Source organism: Williamsia muralis NBRC 105860 (assembly GCF_001598915.1).
In the GTDB taxonomy this organism is placed as follows: Bacteria; Actinomycetota; Actinomycetes; order Mycobacteriales; family Mycobacteriaceae; genus Williamsia; species Williamsia muralis.
Map to the genome: position 1 here is coordinate 51,150 of NZ_BDAP01000005.1, position 16,465 is coordinate 67,614.

Below are 16,465 nucleotides of genomic sequence, written 5' to 3' on the forward strand. Positions count from 1 at the left end.
TGCGACACTTGGCCACATGCCGAACGAAGCACTGGGCAACAGCTCTCACTGGGGTTTGTTCACTGCATCCGTCGAATCCGACGGACTGCGTGTCATCCCGGACGCCGACGATCCCGACCCCTCGGCCCTGCTCGGCAACATCCCGGCATCACTCGACACCCGTGCACGCATCCTGCATCCGTACGTCCGCCGCGGATGGCTGAACGACGGACCGGGTGCAGGCGCACGGGGCGACGACGAGTTCGTGGAGGTGACCTGGGACCACGCGCTCGACCTGGCCTCACGCGAATTGGAGCGTGTGCGTTCCACATTCGGCAACACTGCGATCTTCGGTGGCTCGTACGGCTGGGCCAGCGCGGGCCGCTTCCACCATGCACAGAGCCAACTGCACCGGTTCCTCAACTGCCTCGGCGGATATACCAGGTCACGGCACACGTACAGCCACGGAGCGTCCGAGACATTGCTCCCCCATGTGGTCGGCGGCCTGGAGCCGTTGTACGAGCCGACCACCTGGCAGGTGATGAGTGAACACACCGAGTTGTTCGTGTGTTTCGGCGGGATCCCCGCCAAGAACTTCCAGATCAACGCCGGCGGGGTCAGCAAACACATCGTCCGAGGTGCCATCGACGTCGCCCGTGACAACGGTGCCGAGTTCGTCTTGATCAGCCCGCTGGCGGACGACCTCGAATTACAACCGCGGGACCAGTGGATACCCGTCACCCCGGCGAGCGACACTGCCCTGATGCTGGCGTTGTGCTGGGTGCTTCTCGACGAGAAGCTGTGGGACAAAGAGTTTCTCGACGACCATTGCGCGGGTACCGAACGATTCGCCGACTACCTCTGCGGTCGGTCGGACGGCGTGGTCAAAGATGCACGCTGGGCAGCGCAGATCTGCGGTATCGACGCCGCGACCATCACGGCACTGGCGCGACGGATGGCGTCGTCGAGGACCATGGTGACCACGTCGTGGTCGCTGCAGCGGGCGTCATTCGGCGAACAGCCCCTGTGGGCCTCCATCGCATTGGCCGCGTTCCTCGGTCAGATCGGACTGCCCGGTGGGGGTTTCGGGCACGGCTACGGCTCGACGGGAGGGATGGGCGCCGCCAAACTCCCGTACGACCTGCCCACGTTTCGTCAGGGCTACAACCCGGTGCGTGAGTTCATCCCGGTCGCCCGCATCGCAGACATGCTGTTGCACCCCGGTGAGAGCTACGAATTCAACGGCACGACCATGAACTACCCGGACACCCGCCTGATCTATTGGGCCGGCGGCAACCCGTTCCACCATCACCAAGATCTCGGGCGCCTCCGACGCGCGTTCGGGCGACCCGAGACCGTCATCGTGCACGAACCGTTCTGGACGGCGACCGCACGCCACGCCGACATCGTGTTCCCGGTGACCACCACACTCGAACGCAACGACATCGGCTGCGGGCGTTTCGACGAGGCGATGGTTGCCATGCGACAGATCACCTCTCCCGTCGGTGAGTCGATGAACGACTACGACGTCTTCTCCCACCTGAGCAAACGACTCGGAGTCCACGAAGAGTTCACCGAGAATCTGGACGAACTCGGCTGGCTGGAGAAGATGTACGAGCGGTGGCGTGCGGTGACTCCCGACCAGTACCGGCCCCGAGAAGACTTCGTGCAGTTCTGGGAAAAGGGCCGGCTCGATCTTCGCGGCGCGATGGCCGGCCACGTGATGTACCAGGACTTCCGCAACGACCCCATCGCCCACCCGTTGGCGACCCCGAGCGGCCTGATCGAGATCGTCTCGGACACCATCGACGACTTCGGGTACGACGACTGTCCGCCGCATCCGGCGTGGCTTTCGCCGCACGAAGTGGCCGGGCTCGGCTCGGGTCGGTACCCGTTGTGTCTTGTCGCCAACAACCCGAAGACGAGGCTGCACAGCCAGCTCGACCACGGCGCGTACAGCGCGGCCTCGAAAGTGCAGGGGCGAGAACCGATTCGCCTCCACCCCGACGATGCCGCAGCGCGCTCGATCAACGAAGGCGATGTTGTGCTGGTCCGCAGCGAGACTGCGCAGATGCTGGCCGGAGCGGTGCTCGATGACAACGTTGCACGGCATGTCGCACAGATTTCCACGGGAGCCTGGTACGACTACAGCGCACCGAACGTCGCCGACTGCGTGCACGGTAATCCGAACGTGCTCGCTCCTGACGTGGGCACCTCACGGCTCGCGCAGGGCTCGACCGGACAATTGGTGAGGGTCCAGATCGAGAGATACGACGGCGACCGTGCACCTGTTGTCGTGCATGACCATCTCGCGTGGTCGAGGCAGCAATGACGCGGAGACAATTCACACGTCGGGCCGTTCCTGTTGCGCCGCTCAGCTTTTGGACAAAATTCGGACGAGGTGAGCACTGATGGCGCATTCGATAGAGCTCATATTCGACGAGAACACCGACACCGCCATCGGTGAACAGTGGGCCGCGCTGACCGAAGCAGGTCTTCCCAGTCAGGGCAACATCCGGTCGACGTCCAATCGGCCGCACGTCACCCTTGTCGCCGCGGAGTCGATCGACCCCGCCATCGACTCGACTCTCGTGGCGATGACGGACGTGGTGGGGATGTCCGTAGACATCGGCGCCCTGCTGATCTTCAGGGGGCGACGCGCCACTGCGGCGCGTCTCGTGGTGCCGTCACTGCCGTTGTTGCACCTGCATGCCGCCGTCTATCGCGCGGCCGCCTTGCACGTGACGGGTGAACCTCTGCAGCATGTGACGCCGGGGAGTTGGACCCCACACGTGACGCTCGCGCGTCGACTCGACCATGGGCAGATCGCCGAGGTCGCTGCGGCGCTCAACAATTCGCCCGATACCTTCACCGCCACCGTGGCCGGGTTGCGACGGTGGAACGGCGACAGCCGCGAGGAGTTCCACCTACTCCCCAGAGTCTGAGTGGCGGCCGCCGCGCACGCAGGTCAGTGCGCGACGAGCCTGGCGATCGCACTCAACGGCAACGGCAGCCACGAAGGCCGGTGCCGCGCCTCGTACACCGCTTCGTACACGGCCTTGTCCAGTTCGTACGCCCGCAACAGCGCTGACGAAGCGCGCGGATCTGTCCCGGTGACCGCTGCGTAGCCGTCACAGAATGCCGACGAGTTCCGTTCGACCCACTCACTGGCACGGAACTCACGCTGGTGAGTTCGATTGGGCGACTTCTCTCCCAGCAGGTGGTGTCCTGCGTAGTCGAACGACCGCAGCATTCCCGCAACATCGCGTAGCGGGCTGTCGGGTTTACGACGATCCGCAACCGACTTCACCGGCTCGCCCTCGAAGTCGATGAGCAGCCACTTCCAGGGCGTCCGCAAGACCTGGCCGAGATGGAGGTCACCGTGGACCCGCTGGATCGTGGTCGGGCCGGCCTGTGCGGCCTCGTCGTACACGCGGAGCACGCCATCGCGGTACTCGGCGATGTCGGGGATGGCTTCGGCGGCCGCATCGAGCCGAGCGCGCATCTCATCGATCGCGAGGTCGGAAGCCTGGCGCTCTTCGGTGCCGAGACTCGCTGCGAGGTCGGCGTGTACGTGTGCCACCGCGGCACCGAGACGTTCTGCGTCACCCGCGAAGTCGCTGCCGAGTTCCGCTGCGTGCAGATCGGCTTCGGCGAAGAGATCCCGCACACTGACCAGCGCCATACTCCAGCCGTCGGCGGCGTTCTCGACGAATTCTTGAGCCATGCCCAACGTCGTGGTCTCGCCGTCGATCTCGGTTTCGACCCAGCCACGCAGAGCGGCGACGTGCTCACACCCCACCTCGCTGAGCGCCCGATGGAGTTCCACATCGGGATTGATCCCGACTTCAACCTGGCGAAAGGCCTTGAACAGCAGGGACTCTCCGTACACCACCGACGTGTTCGACTGTTCCACACCCAGACTTCGGCCCGTATCTGCGAGGTCGATGGTGACGTCGGGCAGCGTCCGGAACGCCAGCGGGCCGAGGTCTTCCTGACCGGCCAGCGCGGTGAGGTACCGGGCGAGGATCTCCGGGTCGTGCAGTCCGTCGTACCCCGCAGCGACATCCGACGGTGGTTCGGGTAGCGACCAGGTCAGCAGTGGGTCGGACAAATGTGTCCGGAACCCGAGGGGGATTTGATAACGCTGCTGCGGACCCGCATCGAAATCTACTTCGACCAGTACGTGCTCGGCGGCGAAACCCTCCTCGTCGAGGAGTGGAACGCGCATCACCACCCGGACCTGGGCGATCGTTCGGTTCTTGCCGGAGAACCAGCGCTGACTCGGCAACCAGCTCCGGAGATCGACGGCGAGCTGTTCATCGCTGGGTACGGGAGTGGTCATGGCTGCACCGCCGCCTCTGCTTCGCTGCTGAGCGGATAACCCGGGGCGACATTGGCGTCAGCCGGATCGGGCTGCAAGGCAAACCAATAGAACCCGTGACCCGGCAAGGTGACCATGTAGTCGTGGCCCTCGATCTTCGGGAACGGGATCGATCCCGTCAGTTCCACCGGTATCCGGCCGTCGAACGGCGTGAGATCGAGGATGACCGCCTGCGGGAAACGCGACAGGTTGTTCACGCACAGAATCACGTCGCTGGAACGACGTTCCTCGTTCGACGGGGCGAGCTCGCGCAGATACGTCAGCACGGACGGGTTGTTGTTGCCGAGTTCGGTGAACGTCCCGAGGCCGAATGCCGGGTGCTGCTTGCGTACCTCGATCATCCGCCTGGTCCAGTGCAGCAGGGTGTTCGTGGAATTCATCTGCGCTTCCACGTTCACCGACTGGAAACCGTAGGTGGGATCCATGATCACCGGCAGATACATCCGGGCCGGATCGGTTCGGGAGAACCCGGCGTTGCGGTCCGGCGTCCACTGCATGGGGGTACGAACCGAATCCCGGTCGCCGAGCCAGATGTTGTCGCCCATGCCGATCTCGTCGCCGTAGTACAACATCGGCGAACCCGGCAGACTCAGGAGCAGCGCGGTGAACAGCTCGAGCTGATTTCGATCGTTGTCGAGCAGCGGCGCGAGGCGACGGCGGATCCCGATGTTCGCCTTCATCCGAGGGTCTTTCGCATACTCGGAGTACATGTAGTCGCGTTCCTCGTCGGTGACCATCTCGAGGGTCAACTCGTCGTGGTTGCGCAGGAAGATCGCCCACTGCGCCGATTTCGGGATCGCTGGTGTCTGAGCCAGGATCTCCGAGATGGGGAACCTGTTCTGTCGCCGAACGGCCATGAATATGCGCGGCATCAGCGGGAAGTGGAATGCCATGTGGCATTCGTCGCCCTCCTCGGGTTCACCGAAGTAATCCACCACATCTGCAGGCCACTGGTTGGCCTCGGCCAGCAACACGCGGCCGGGGTACTCGTCGTCGACCACCTTGCGGCAACGCCGCAAGAACTCGTGCGTCTCCGAGAGGTTTTCGCAGTTGGTGTCCTCGCGCTCGAACAGGTACGGCACAGCGTCGAGGCGGAAGCCGTCGATGCCCAGGTCGAGCCAGAACCGCATCACGTCGATCATCGCGGTCGCGACTTCGGGGTTGTCGTAGTTGAGATCGGGCTGATGGGAGAAGAATCGATGCCAATAGTATTGGCCGCGAACAGGATCCCAGGTCCAGTTTGAGATCTCGGTGTCGACGAAGATGATCCGGGCGTCGGAGTAGCCCGAGTCGTCGTCGGCCCACACGTAGTAGTCGCCGTACGGTCCGTCAGGGTCGGTGCGTGATTCCTGGAACCATTGATGGGTGTCCGACGTGTGGTTCATGACCAGGTCGGTGATGATCCGGATTCCCCGGCGATGAGCCTGCTCGAGTAGCTCGACGAAGTCGTCCACCGTGCCGAATTCGGGCAGCACCGTACGGAAATCCCGGATGTCGTACCCGCCGTCGCGCAGCGGCGAGTCGTAGAACGGCGGCAACCACAGGCAATCGACGCCCAGCCACGACAGGTAGTCGAGTTGCTCGATCAGGCCGCGAAGATCACCGACACCGTCGTTGTTGGAGTCGTTGAATGCTCGAACCAGCACCTCATAGAACACCGCTTTCTTGAACCAGTCGTTGTCGACGCGCAACGGCTTCGCATGAGCGAAGTCGTCGGACTGCGCTTCGACCAGATGGCCGTCGGCAGTGTGCTCGGCGTCGCCCGTGTCCGGTGGCGGCACCGGCGGTTCGAGCGGGTTCAGGGGGTTCTCCAGCGGCATGCACACCTCGTCGATCGGCTCGGCGGTTGACGTGACCAACCCTACGTGTTGAACGCAGTGTTGGTTCGGGTCGCACATACCCGGATTCCGCCGAAGCCACACATCCGCTACCGCAAAGCCGATATGCGCTGGCCGACGGCCGCTCCGGGCGGCTACTCACCCGGCAAACACCGACCTCAAGCCGAACACCAATGTCTCAGCGCCGAAAAAGCTTGTTACCCAACCACACCAGCGGATCGTATTTGCGGTCCACAACGCGTTCCTTCATCGGGATCAGCGCATTGTCGGTGATCTTGATGTGCTCCGGGCATACTTCCGAACAACACTTGGTGATGTTGCACAGCCCCAGTCCGTGCTCGGCCTGCGCCGAATCGCGACGTTCGGCGACGTCGAGCGGGTGCATGTCCAGTTCGGCGATCCTCATCAGATAGCGGGGGCCGGCGAACTGCTCCTTGTTCTCCTCGTGATCGCGGACCACGTGGCAGGTGTCCTGGCAGAGGAAACACTCGATGCACTTGCGGAACTCCTGAGAGCGCTCGACGTCCACCTGCTTCATCCGGTACTCCCCAGCCTTGAGGCCCGGCGGCGGCGTGAACGAAGGGATCTCACGGGCCTTCTGGTAGTTGAACGACACGTCGGTGACGAGGTCCCGGATCACCGGGAACGTGCGCAACGGGGTGACGGTGATGACGTCCGCTTCGGTGAAGGTCGACATCCTGGTCATGCACAACAGCTTTGGCCGACCGTTCACCTCAGCCGAGCACGAGCCACACTTGCCTGCCTTGCAATTCCAGCGCACCGCCAGATCGGGCGTCTGGGTGGCCTGGAGCCGGTGGATGATGTCGAGCACCACCTCGCCCTCGTTCACGTTGACGGTGAAGTCCTGCAGCTCACCGCCCTCGATGTCCCCCCGCCAGATCCGGAAGTTGGCGTCATACCCCATGTCGAATCTCCTGCCTCGTCGGAGCTGAGTGCACGGTCATGCCCCGGCGCCGGCATTCGGATGCCCCGAGATCTCGTCGGCCGTGTAGTACTTCTCGATCTCGTCGAAGTCGAAGAGTTCGAGTAGTTCTGGCCGAATCTGGGTCTGTTCCTTCTTGCGGACCGAGACCTCCGGAACCGGATCGTCGCCTGACCCGTCGGCCGTACAGACCAGCAGTGTGTTGCGCCAGGCCGAGTCCATCCCCGGGTAGTCGTCGCGGGTATGGCCGCCGCGGCTCTCGGTACGCATCAACGCGGCCTTCGCCACGCATTCGCAGACGATCAGCATGTTGCGCAGGTCGACCGCCAGATGCCACCCAGGATTGAACTGGCGGTGACCCTCCACCTGCATCCCGGACAGCCGACCGCGGATCTCGCCGAGGACTTCGATGGCCTGCTCGACCTCGTCGGCCTTGCGAATGATGCCGACCAGGTCGTTCATCGCCTGCTGGAGGTCGGTCTGCAGCGTGTACGGATTCTCGGGCTTGCCCTCGGCGGGCGGATCAAAAGGCGCGAGGGCGAATTTGGCTGCCCGGTCGATGTCGTCGTCGGACACCTTCGGGTGTGACTCGAGCGACTCCACGTACGCCGCGGCCCCGAGTCCGGCCCGACGCCCGAACACGAGGAGATCGGACAACGAGTTGCCGCCGAGTCGATTCGACCCGTGCATCCCTCCCGAGCACTCACCTGCCGCGAACAGACCCGGAACCGCGGCCGCACCGGTATCGGGGTCCACCTCGATACCGCCCATCACGTAATGACACGTGGGGCCCACTTCCATCGGCTCGGCGGTGATGTCCACGTCGGCCAGTTCCTTGAACTGATGATGCATCGACGGCAGCCGCCGGATGATCTCGTCTGCCGGCATCCGCGAGGCGATGTCGAGGAACACCCCTCCGTGTGGCGTGCCGCGCCCGGCCTTGACCTCTTCATTGATGGCCCGGGCGACTTCGTCTCGTGGCAAGAGGTCGGGAGTCCTGCGGGCACTGTCGTTGTCGGCCAGCCACTCGTCGGCCTCTTCCTCGGTCTCGGCGTACTGGCCCTTGAACACCGGCGGGATGTAGTCGAACATGAACCGCTTGCCGTCGGTGTTCTTGAGAACACCGCCATCGCCGCGCACACCCTCGGTCACCAGGATTCCCTTGACGCTGGGAGGCCAGACCATCCCCGTCGGGTGGAACTGGATGAACTCCATGTTGATCAAGCTCGCGCCTGCCCGCAGTGCCAGGGCATGCCCGTCACCGGTGTACTCCCATGAATTGGAGGTGACCTTGAACGACTTCCCGATCCCGCCGGTGGCCAGCACCACCGCCGGCGACTCGAACAGGATGAACCTGCCCGACTCGCGCCAGTACCCGAACGCCCCCGATATGGCGTCGCCGTCCTTGAGCAGTTCGGTGATCGTGCACTCGGCGAACACTTTGATACGAGACTCGTAGTCGCCGGTGGCCGCGAAGTCTTCCTGCTGCAGGGAGACGATCTTCTGCTGCATGGTGCGGATCAGCTCCAGCCCCGTGCGGTCGCCGACATGCGCCAGACGGGGATAGGTATGCCCTCCGAAGTTGCGCTGGGAGATCCGGCCGTCCTCGGTCCGGTCGAACAGCGCACCGTAGGTCTCCAGTTCCCAGACCCGGTCCGGCGCCTCTTTGGCGTGCAACTCGGCCATCCGCCAGTTGTTGAGGAACTTGCCCCCGCGCATGGTGTCCTTGAAGTGCGTCTGCCAGTTGTCCTTCGAGTTGGCGTTACCCATCGATGCCGCGCAACCGCCTTCGGCCATCACGGTGTGCGCCTTGCCGAACAGCGATTTGCAGACCACCGCCACCGAATGGCCTCGTTCTCGGGCCTCGATGACCGCACGCAGGCCTGCGCCACCGGCGCCGATGACCACGACGTCGTACTGATGGCGTTCTGTTTCGGTCATCTACAGCTGACTCCTCCGGGCTGACGACAGGGACATATGTGGATCGATCGCTCGAAAGGTGCTGCGTGGCAAGGGATCAACCCACGAAACGCAGATCGGAGATCGTGCCACTGGCAACGAGCATCACGTAGAAATCGGTGAGGACAAGCGTGCCGAGCGTGATCCAGGCGAACTGCATGTGCCGGGTGTTGAGCTTGGACACCTGTGTCCACACCCGGTATCGGATGGGATGGGCGGAAAAGTGTTTGAGGCGGCCACCGGTGACATGCCGGCAGGAATGGCACGAGATCGTGTAGATCCAGAGCAGAACCACGTTGACGATCAGGATCACGTTGCCGAGACCGAAACCGAAACCCCCACCTTTGCCATGGAATGCCGTGAGAGCGTCGTAGGTGTTGATCACCGACACGATGACCGCCGCGTAGAAGAAATACCGATGCGCGTTCTGGATGATCAGCGGAAGCCGCGTCTCCCCCGTGTAGCGACTGTGTGGCTCGGCAACCGCGCACGCGGGCGGCGAGAACCAGATCGAGCGGTAGTAGGCCTTGCGGTAGTAGTAGCAGGTCAATCGGAAACCGAGCAGGAACGGCAACACCACGAACCCGAGCGGAATCCAGATGGGTAGTTCAGGGAACGGGGTGCCGAAGTGACTCGAACCGGGCACGCACGACTCGCTGAGACAGGGTGAATAGAACGGCGTGAGGTAGTGATAGTCCTCGACCCAGTACGCACTGCGGACGAACGACCGCACCGTGGCGTAGATGATGAACGCGAAGAGTCCCAGCACCGTCAGCAGGGGCGGAACCCACCACCGGTCCTCGCGGAGGGTGCGCACCAAGATGCGTGCCCGACCCGGCGAAAAGACTCCCGTTGTGCCCCGCTCAGTCGCGGGGGCGCTCACATCGTCCGCTCACGCGAGTGGAAACCCAGCCCTTCGTCTTGTGCGCCCAGCCATGCCGACTCGTCGGACTTGCTGTCGGGTACGTACACCACGTCGGACTTGTTGACCGGTGGTCGCAGCATGCGCGGGGGCGACTGCTCGAAATCGTGCAGGTCGATCTCGAGCCGGTCGAGATCATTGGTCAGTCGGCGCACCGCGTCGGCGTCCCCGTACTGCAATTTCAGCGCGACGATGTGGTGCCGCAGAGCTCCGATGCTGTGATGGAGTTCGTTCATACCGGCTGATGCCATGTCCATACCTCCAAGCGATGTGTGACTTCAACCACACTACTGGGGGTACCGCTGGATTCTCGGCTTTTTCCCAATGTGTCCGGCTACGCGTCGAATGCGCGGGCCTTGGCGAGGAGAACGTCTCGCTCCCTTCGGTTTCCGGTCATCCCCGCAGCGGTCAGCAATTCGGTGCGTGCCTCGTCAACCCGCCCGAGCTGCCCCAGGAGCTCGCCGCGCACCGCCGGAAGCAGGTGCGAGCGCGCCAACGTACCGTCTGCGACGAGTCCGTCGACGATGTCGAGTGCTGCCGCCGGGCCAGTGGCCATCGACACCGCAACAGCACGATTGAGCTCGATGACGGGAGACGGTGACAGGCGGCCGAGCGCCTCATAGAGCAGGACGATGCGTGACCAGTCGGTGTCGTCGGCGGTCGGCGCGCTGGCATGGCATTCGGCCAGCGCCGCCTGCAGACCGTAGGGACCGCGTCCGCGACCGCATGCGTCGGCGCGAGCCAGCGCCGCGACGCCCCGGCGGATCTGGGTACGGTCCCACCGACTGCGGTCTTGGTCGGCCAGCAGGATCGGCGAACCGTCCCGTGCTGCGCGAGCGGCAAAACGGGATGCCTGGAACTCCATCAACGCCACGAGCGAGTGCACTTCGGGTTCGCCGGGAACAAGTCCTGCCAGGATCCGGCCGAGCCGCAACGCCTCGTCGCACAACTCGGTTCGGATCCACCGATCGCCGGACGACGCCGCGTAACCCTCGTTGAACACCAGGTAGATCACACTGAGCACGGCGGAGAGCCGGCGCGGATAGTCCTCGCGGGGCGGCACCTCGAACGGCACCCGAGCCGCGCTGAGCGTCTTCTTCGCGCGCACGATGCGCTGCTGAACGGTGGACGTGGACACGAGGAACGCCTTGGCGATCTCTTCGGCAGTGAGACCACCGACAACTCTCAACGTCAGAGCGATCTGCCCCTCCCGCGACAGCACCGGGTGGGCGGAGACGAAGACCAGTCGCAACACGTCGTCGTCGATGTGGTCGGGGTCCCACTCGAGGTCGGCATCCGGTCTGGAGTCCAGGTCGCGGGCCATCTCCACATACTTCGCGTCGAGACGTTCCTGCCGACGCCAGCCATCAACTGCCCTGCGCTTGGCCACGGTGGTGAGCCAGGCGCCCGGATTTCGCGGGACACCCGAGTCCGACCACTGCGTCAGCGCCTGGATCAGCGCCTCCTGCGCCAGGTCCTCGGCGACACCGACATCACCCACCATCCGTGCCAGGGTGGCGATGATCTTGGCTGCCTCCATACGCCACACCGCGTCGACGATGCGGTGGATGGCTTCCGGCGAACTCACCTGCGCTCAGATCAGCTGGTGCGCTGATCGAGCTCCTCGCGCCACTTCTCTTCCTTCTGAATCCACTCGTTGTCGGCCGGGAAGTCCTCGACCTCGGTGACGCGGCGCACCTCGAGCTTCACACCCGGACCCAGCGGGCACCGCGAAGCCCATTGCGCCGCTTCCTCTTTGCTCGCGACCTGCAGGATCCAGAAGCCGCTGAAGAGTTCTTTCGCCTCGGCGTACGGGCCGTCGGTGACCACGGGCGGGTCGGAGTCGAAGTCCACCACGAAGCCTTCTTCTGCGCCCGAGAGGCCTTCACCGGCGAGTAGTACCCCCGCCTTCATCAGCGACTCGTTGTACGCCCCCATGGCGGCGATGATCTCCTCGAAGTCCATCGACTTGCTCGCCTCGATGGCTTCCTCAGTGGTCCGCATGATCAGCATGTAGCGCATTGTGTTCTCCCTGTTCCGTGTGACCGCAGGGTGTCCCTGCGAGAGTTCCGTTCGAGGTTCTCAGCCATACGTCGAACGACGATCCGTCAGATCGACACGGATCCGAAAAAACTTCGGGCGGTCCACTGATCGTCAGTGCGCGGCCTCGTCCCATGACCGGCCGTAGCCGATCGATACGTCCAACGGCACCGACAACTCGATCGCCCCACCCATCTTTGCGCGCACGAGCGACTCCAGTTGCTCTTTCTCACCCGGCGCGACCTCGAACACCAACTCGTCGTGCACCTGCAGCAACATGCGCGACGTCAGGTTCTGTTCTGCGAGCGCTCGTTGCACATCGATCATGGCGACCTTGATGATGTCGGCCGCCGTGCCCTGGATGGGCGCGTTGAGCGCCGCTCGCTCGGCGACGTCGCGCCGTTGCCGGTTGTCGCTGTTGAGGTCGGGCAGGTAGCGACGGCGACCGAACAAGGTGGACGTGTACTCGTTGCGGCGGGCCTCTTCGACGGTTTCGTGCAGGTAGTCGCGCACCCCGCCGAACCGGGTGAAGTAGGCCTCCATCTGTTCTTTGGCTTCGCTCGTGCTGATCTTGAGCTGCGCCGACAAGCCGAAGGCACTCAGGCCGTACGCAAGCCCGTAACTCATCGCCTTGACCCGTCGGCGCATGTCGGGGGTGACCTCGTCGATCGGCACGCCGAAAGCACGAGATCCGACGAAGCTGTGCAGGTCCTCACCGGTGTTGAAGGCCTCGATCAATCCGGCGTCGCCGGACAGATGTGCCATGATCCGCATCTCGATCTGGCTGTAGTCGGCGGTCATCAACGTCTCGAAACCCGAACCCACGACAAATCCTTGGCGGATCTGACGGCCGGCATCGGTACGGACCGGGATGTTCTGGAGGTTCGGCTCGGTGGACGACAACCGTCCGGTCGCCGCGATGGTCTGGTTGAAGGTGGTGTGCACCCGTCCGTCGTCCGAGACGGACTTCAGCAGTCCGTCCACCGTGACCTTGAGCCGTGTGGCGTCGCGGTGCGCCAGAAGATGTTCCAGGAACGGGTGCCCCGTCTTCTCGAACATCGCGAGCAGCGCATCGGCGTCGGTGGTGTACCCGGTCTTGGTCTTCTTGGTCTTGGGCATCTCGAGTTTGTCGAACAGTACGACCTGCAATTGCTTGGGCGATCCCAGGTTGATCTGCTCGCCGATCACCTCGTAGGCCGCTTCCGCGGATTGGCGCACCCGCGCAGCGAATCCTGACTCGAGATCCTCGAGATGTGCTGAATCGATGGCGATGCCGGCTGCTTCGAGTTCGGCCAGGACAAAGAGCAGTGGCAGCTCCATGTCCGTCAGGAGCGAGGCCGAGTCGATCTTCGCCAACTCCTCGTCGAAGCGGTCGGCCAGCTCACCGACGGCTTGGGCCTGCAGCATCGCCTGGTCGGCCGCGGCCTGTGCGCCGGAGTCCTCGTCGAGCAACGAGAGCTGACCGTCGTCGGGGGCCGCATCCGCGCGCAGTTCACGCCGGAGGTACCGCAGGGCGAGGTCATCGAGGTTGAACGATCGTTGCCCGGGACGAACCAGATAGGCAGCGAGCGACGTGTCACTGGTGACCCCGCCGAGACGCCAGCCCCGACCCCGAAGTGCGTGGAACGCCCACTTGGCCTCGTGGATGGCTTTGGCGGCGTTGGTATCGGCCAGCCAGTCGGCGATCGCGTCTTCGTCTGCCGGCCCGATCTCGGCAGGATCGAGGTAGGCCGACTCGCCATCGGCCGCAGCGATCGCGATGCCTGTGACGTCCGACCCGTAGACCTGCCGGGGCCCGACAATCGTGAGGCCTGCCCGGCCGGTGCCGGGCGCCGCGTGCGCGGCGAGCCAATCCGCAACCTGGCCCGCGCCGAGCTGGCTGCCCCGAAGATCGAAACCCGACTCGGCCTCAGGCTCTGCCGAGGTGAGGGTGGTGAACAACCGGTCGCGCAGCACCCGGAACTCGAGGTCGTCGAACAGCTGGTGAATCTGGTTGCGGTCCCACGGTGCCAGCTGCAGGTCGTCGGGACCGATCGGGAGGTCCATGTCACGGACCAGCTCAGTGAGCTGGCGGTTCATCTGAACACTGGCCACGTGGGCGCGAAAGGCGTCGCCCACTTTGCCTTTCACCTTGTCTGCGTTCTCCACCAGACCTGAGAGCGATCCGTACTCCCGGATCCACTTCGACGCGGTCTTCTCCCCCACACCGGGAATGCCGGGGAGATTGTCCGACGGGTCTCCGCGCAGCGCGGCGAAGTCCGGGTACTGCGACGGCGTCAGTCCGTACTTCTTCTCCACCTCTTCCGGGGTGAACCGCGTCAACTCTGAGACGCCGCGTTTGGGGTAGAGAACGGTGACGTTGTCGGTCACCAGTTGCAGCGCGTCGCGGTCACCGGTGACCACCAGAACGCGGAAACCCTGCTCCGCTGCCTGGGTGGTCAACGTGGCGATGATGTCGTCGGCTTCGTAACCCTCCCGGGCCAGAACCGGGATGCCCATCGCCCCCAGGACGTCCTTGGTGAGGTCGATCTGGCCACGGAATTCGTCAGGCGCCGAGCTGCGCTGCGCCTTGTATTCGGGGAACACCTCTGCACGGAACGTCTGCCGCGACACGTCGAAGGCCGCTGCGATGTGGCTCGGGTTCTCGTCGCGCAGCAGGTTGATCAGCATCGAGGTGAACCCGTACACGGCGTTGGTGGTCTGACCTGATGCGGTCTTGAAGTTCTCGGCGGGTAGCGCGAAAAATGCGCGGAACGCCAACGAGTGACCATCGAGCAGCATCAAGGTCGGCTGCTGCGCCTTGGACGCTGATTTCGCCGATGTACGGCCGGGTTTGCTGATCTGGGCAGGACTCACGACGCAAGTGTATGGAGCTTCGCCGACAGTCCCGGCAAGACGCCTCACCAAAACCAATTTTCTCGGCGTCGAACCAGCTCACAAAGGCGAGTTACTCAACAGTAACTCGGGGGAAACATAGAAACCCTGCCGCGAGTCCTCGGTGGTTATAGGGTCGCCAAACGAGATGTTCGCGCGGCAAAGTGCCGCGCGCCGACCACCTTCGGGAGGATTCACGCGTGATGCCCCGTCATGCTCAGCGAGCACGGGTCTTGGGAGCCAAGTTAGGGGCAGGCGCTCTCCTGACCTTGCTGGCATCGCTTCTACTTGCCGGGATAGTCGGCACCGGAAGCGCTGTCGCCACCCCAGCTCCATCTTCAGACGACACCGTCCGGGTGTTCGGAACGCTGCGAAATGGTTCCGATCCCGTCGCAGAAGTGAAAGTCGACGCCAAAGACCAGGCCGGCGCCGTGGTCCAATCGTCCACCTCCTCCGATACCGGGGCGTGGACGATGAACCTGCCGCCCGGCACCTATTCGGTGGTGATCGACAAGTCGACCATCCCGAGTGGGGTCGAGGTACAGAAAGACACCGTCGCGGTCACGGTCACCGCCGGCTCTCCACGGCCGGTGATCTTCCTCTTCGGTGAGGAGCGCACCGCCACGGAGATCGGCGCCGCCGAGGAACTCACGCGGCTGGCGATCGACGGTCTGAGATTCGGTCTCATCATCGCGATCACCGGTGTCGGCCTGAGTCTCATCTTCGGCACCACCGGGCTGACCAACTTCGCCCACGGCGAGCTGGTGACCCTGGGTGCGGTGGTGGCCTGGGCGATCAACGTCAAACTCGGTGTCCAGCTGATACCGGCGACCATCCTGGCGATCATCGTCGGCATAGGTGTCGGAATACTCAACGAACTCGGCATATGGCGACCGCTGCGGCGCCGCCGATCCGGACTCATCGCGATGCTGGTGGTGTCGATCGGATTGGCGCTCATCATGCGCTACGGGATCCTGATCTTCTTCTCCGACCGCGCCGAACCTTTCGACGACTACCAGGTGCAAACGCAGATCGGTTCCGGCGCCTTCGCGATCACCCCGGTCAACCTGTGGTGCATCATCATCAGCCTCGTGGTGCTGCTGCTGGTGGCGCTGATGCTGCAGAAGACACGGATCGGCAAGGCCATGCGAGCCGTCGCCGACAACCGCGACCTCGCCGCATCGTCCGGCATCAACGTGGACCGCGTCATTTTGTTCGTCTGGGCCTTGTCAGGCGGTCTCGCAACCCTCGGCGGCGTTCTCTTCGCGATGTCCGAACTCGGTGGCCGTGTCCAATGGGAGATGGGTTTCAAATTGCTTCTGCTCATGTTCGCCGGCATCACCCTCGGCGGACTCGGAACGGCCTACGGCGCGCTGCTGGGCTGTGTGATCGTGGGCCTTCTGGTCCAGGTTTCCACCTACTGGATCAACCCCGACCTCAAGTACATCGGTGGCCTTCTCGTTCTCATCGTCATTCTCACCATCAGACCCCAGGGCATCCTCGGGTCCAGAGCGAGGATCGGCTGA

At 63.9% G+C, this 16,465-nt stretch carries 12 protein-coding genes; 3 read left to right on the forward strand and 9 right to left on the reverse strand.

All coding sequences use genetic code 11. The features are described 5' to 3' along the window. Positions 1-16: 16 nt before the first annotated feature. Together WIMU1_RS18215 and WIMU1_RS18220 are read left to right on the forward strand one after the other, a co-directional pair. Positions 17-2,311, forward strand: a complete 2,295-nt coding sequence (locus WIMU1_RS18215) for a molybdopterin-dependent oxidoreductase (RefSeq protein ID WP_062799794.1) — start codon at positions 17-19, stop codon at positions 2,309-2,311. A 79-nt stretch (positions 2,312-2,390) separates the two neighbouring features. Continuing rightward, the gene (locus WIMU1_RS18220) at positions 2,391-2,924 is read left to right on the forward strand and encodes a 2'-5' RNA ligase family protein (protein ID WP_062799324.1); all 534 of its coding nucleotides are present in this window, start codon (positions 2,391-2,393) and stop codon (positions 2,922-2,924) included. A 23-nt stretch (positions 2,925-2,947) separates the two neighbouring features. On the opposite strand, the gene WIMU1_RS18225 is transcribed toward WIMU1_RS18220, so the two are convergent. From WIMU1_RS18225 to polA, 9 genes are all read right to left on the reverse strand, one after another. After that, a complete protein-coding gene (locus WIMU1_RS18225) occupies positions 2,948-4,324 on the reverse strand; it encodes a maltokinase N-terminal cap-like domain-containing protein (protein ID WP_062799326.1) in 1,377 nt (458 codons plus the stop codon). Continuing rightward, on the reverse strand, positions 4,321-6,183 hold the full coding sequence (gene treS, locus WIMU1_RS18230) for a maltose alpha-D-glucosyltransferase (RefSeq protein WP_062799795.1): 1,863 nt from the start codon (positions 6,181-6,183) through the stop codon (positions 4,321-4,323). The genes WIMU1_RS18225 and treS overlap by 4 nt, the downstream gene beginning before the upstream one ends. Positions 6,184-6,379: 196 nt before the next feature. Continuing rightward, positions 6,380-7,126, reverse strand: a complete 747-nt coding sequence (locus tag WIMU1_RS18235) for a succinate dehydrogenase/fumarate reductase iron-sulfur subunit (RefSeq protein WP_062799328.1) — start codon at positions 7,124-7,126, stop codon at positions 6,380-6,382. 36 nt (positions 7,127-7,162) lie between these two features. After that, complete coding sequence (locus tag WIMU1_RS18240) at positions 7,163-9,085, reverse strand: fumarate reductase/succinate dehydrogenase flavoprotein subunit (protein ID WP_062799331.1); 1,923 nt, start codon at positions 9,083-9,085, stop codon at positions 7,163-7,165. A 76-nt stretch (positions 9,086-9,161) separates the two neighbouring features. Further along, positions 9,162-9,986, reverse strand: a complete 825-nt coding sequence (gene sdhC / locus WIMU1_RS18245; RefSeq protein ID WP_062799333.1) for a succinate dehydrogenase subunit SdhC — start codon at positions 9,984-9,986, stop codon at positions 9,162-9,164. After that, positions 9,983-10,276, reverse strand: coding sequence for an Rv0250c family protein (locus WIMU1_RS18250; protein ID WP_030173116.1), 294 nt, complete (start codon positions 10,274-10,276; stop codon positions 9,983-9,985). The genes sdhC and WIMU1_RS18250 overlap by 4 nt, the downstream gene beginning before the upstream one ends. 83 nt (positions 10,277-10,359) lie before the next feature. Beyond that, positions 10,360-11,565, reverse strand: coding sequence for an RNA polymerase sigma factor (locus WIMU1_RS18255; protein ID WP_062799797.1), 1,206 nt, complete (start codon positions 11,563-11,565; stop codon positions 10,360-10,362). A gap of 59 nt (positions 11,566-11,624) precedes the next feature. Beyond that, positions 11,625-12,047, reverse strand: a complete 423-nt coding sequence (locus WIMU1_RS18260; RefSeq protein WP_023960748.1) for a YciI family protein — start codon at positions 12,045-12,047, stop codon at positions 11,625-11,627. A gap of 132 nt (positions 12,048-12,179) precedes the next feature. Further along, on the reverse strand, positions 12,180-14,921 hold the full coding sequence (gene polA, locus WIMU1_RS18265) for a DNA polymerase I (protein WP_051721921.1): 2,742 nt from the start codon (positions 14,919-14,921) through the stop codon (positions 12,180-12,182). Positions 14,922-15,142: 221 nt separating this feature from the next. On the opposite strand from polA, the gene WIMU1_RS18270 reads away from it, so the two are divergent. Further along, positions 15,143-16,465, forward strand: coding sequence for a branched-chain amino acid ABC transporter permease (locus WIMU1_RS18270; protein ID WP_062799335.1), 1,323 nt, complete (start codon positions 15,143-15,145; stop codon positions 16,463-16,465).

Coding starts and splice junctions, on each gene's coding strand:
- WIMU1_RS18215 (WP_062799794.1), top strand. CDS start 17: ATGCCGAACGAAGCACTGGGCAACAGCTCTCACTGGGGTTTGTTCACT.
- WIMU1_RS18270 (WP_062799335.1), top strand. CDS start 15,143: ATGCCCCGTCATGCTCAGCGAGCACGGGTCTTGGGAGCCAAGTTAGGG.
- WIMU1_RS18240 (WP_062799331.1), bottom strand. CDS start 9,085: ATGACCGAAACAGAACGCCATCAGTACGACGTCGTGGTCATCGGCGCC.
- WIMU1_RS18260 (WP_023960748.1), bottom strand. CDS start 12,047: ATGCGCTACATGCTGATCATGCGGACCACTGAGGAAGCCATCGAGGCG.
- WIMU1_RS18255 (WP_062799797.1), bottom strand. CDS start 11,565: ATGGAGGCAGCCAAGATCATCGCCACCCTGGCACGGATGGTGGGTGAT.
- WIMU1_RS18250 (WP_030173116.1), bottom strand. CDS start 10,276: ATGGCATCAGCCGGTATGAACGAACTCCATCACAGCATCGGAGCTCTG.
- treS (WP_062799795.1), bottom strand. CDS start 6,183: ATGCCGCTGGAGAACCCCCTGAACCCGCTCGAACCGCCGGTGCCGCCA.
- WIMU1_RS18220 (WP_062799324.1), top strand. CDS start 2,391: ATGGCGCATTCGATAGAGCTCATATTCGACGAGAACACCGACACCGCC.
- WIMU1_RS18235 (WP_062799328.1), bottom strand. CDS start 7,126: ATGGGGTATGACGCCAACTTCCGGATCTGGCGGGGGGACATCGAGGGC.
- WIMU1_RS18225 (WP_062799326.1), bottom strand. CDS start 4,324: ATGACCACTCCCGTACCCAGCGATGAACAGCTCGCCGTCGATCTCCGG.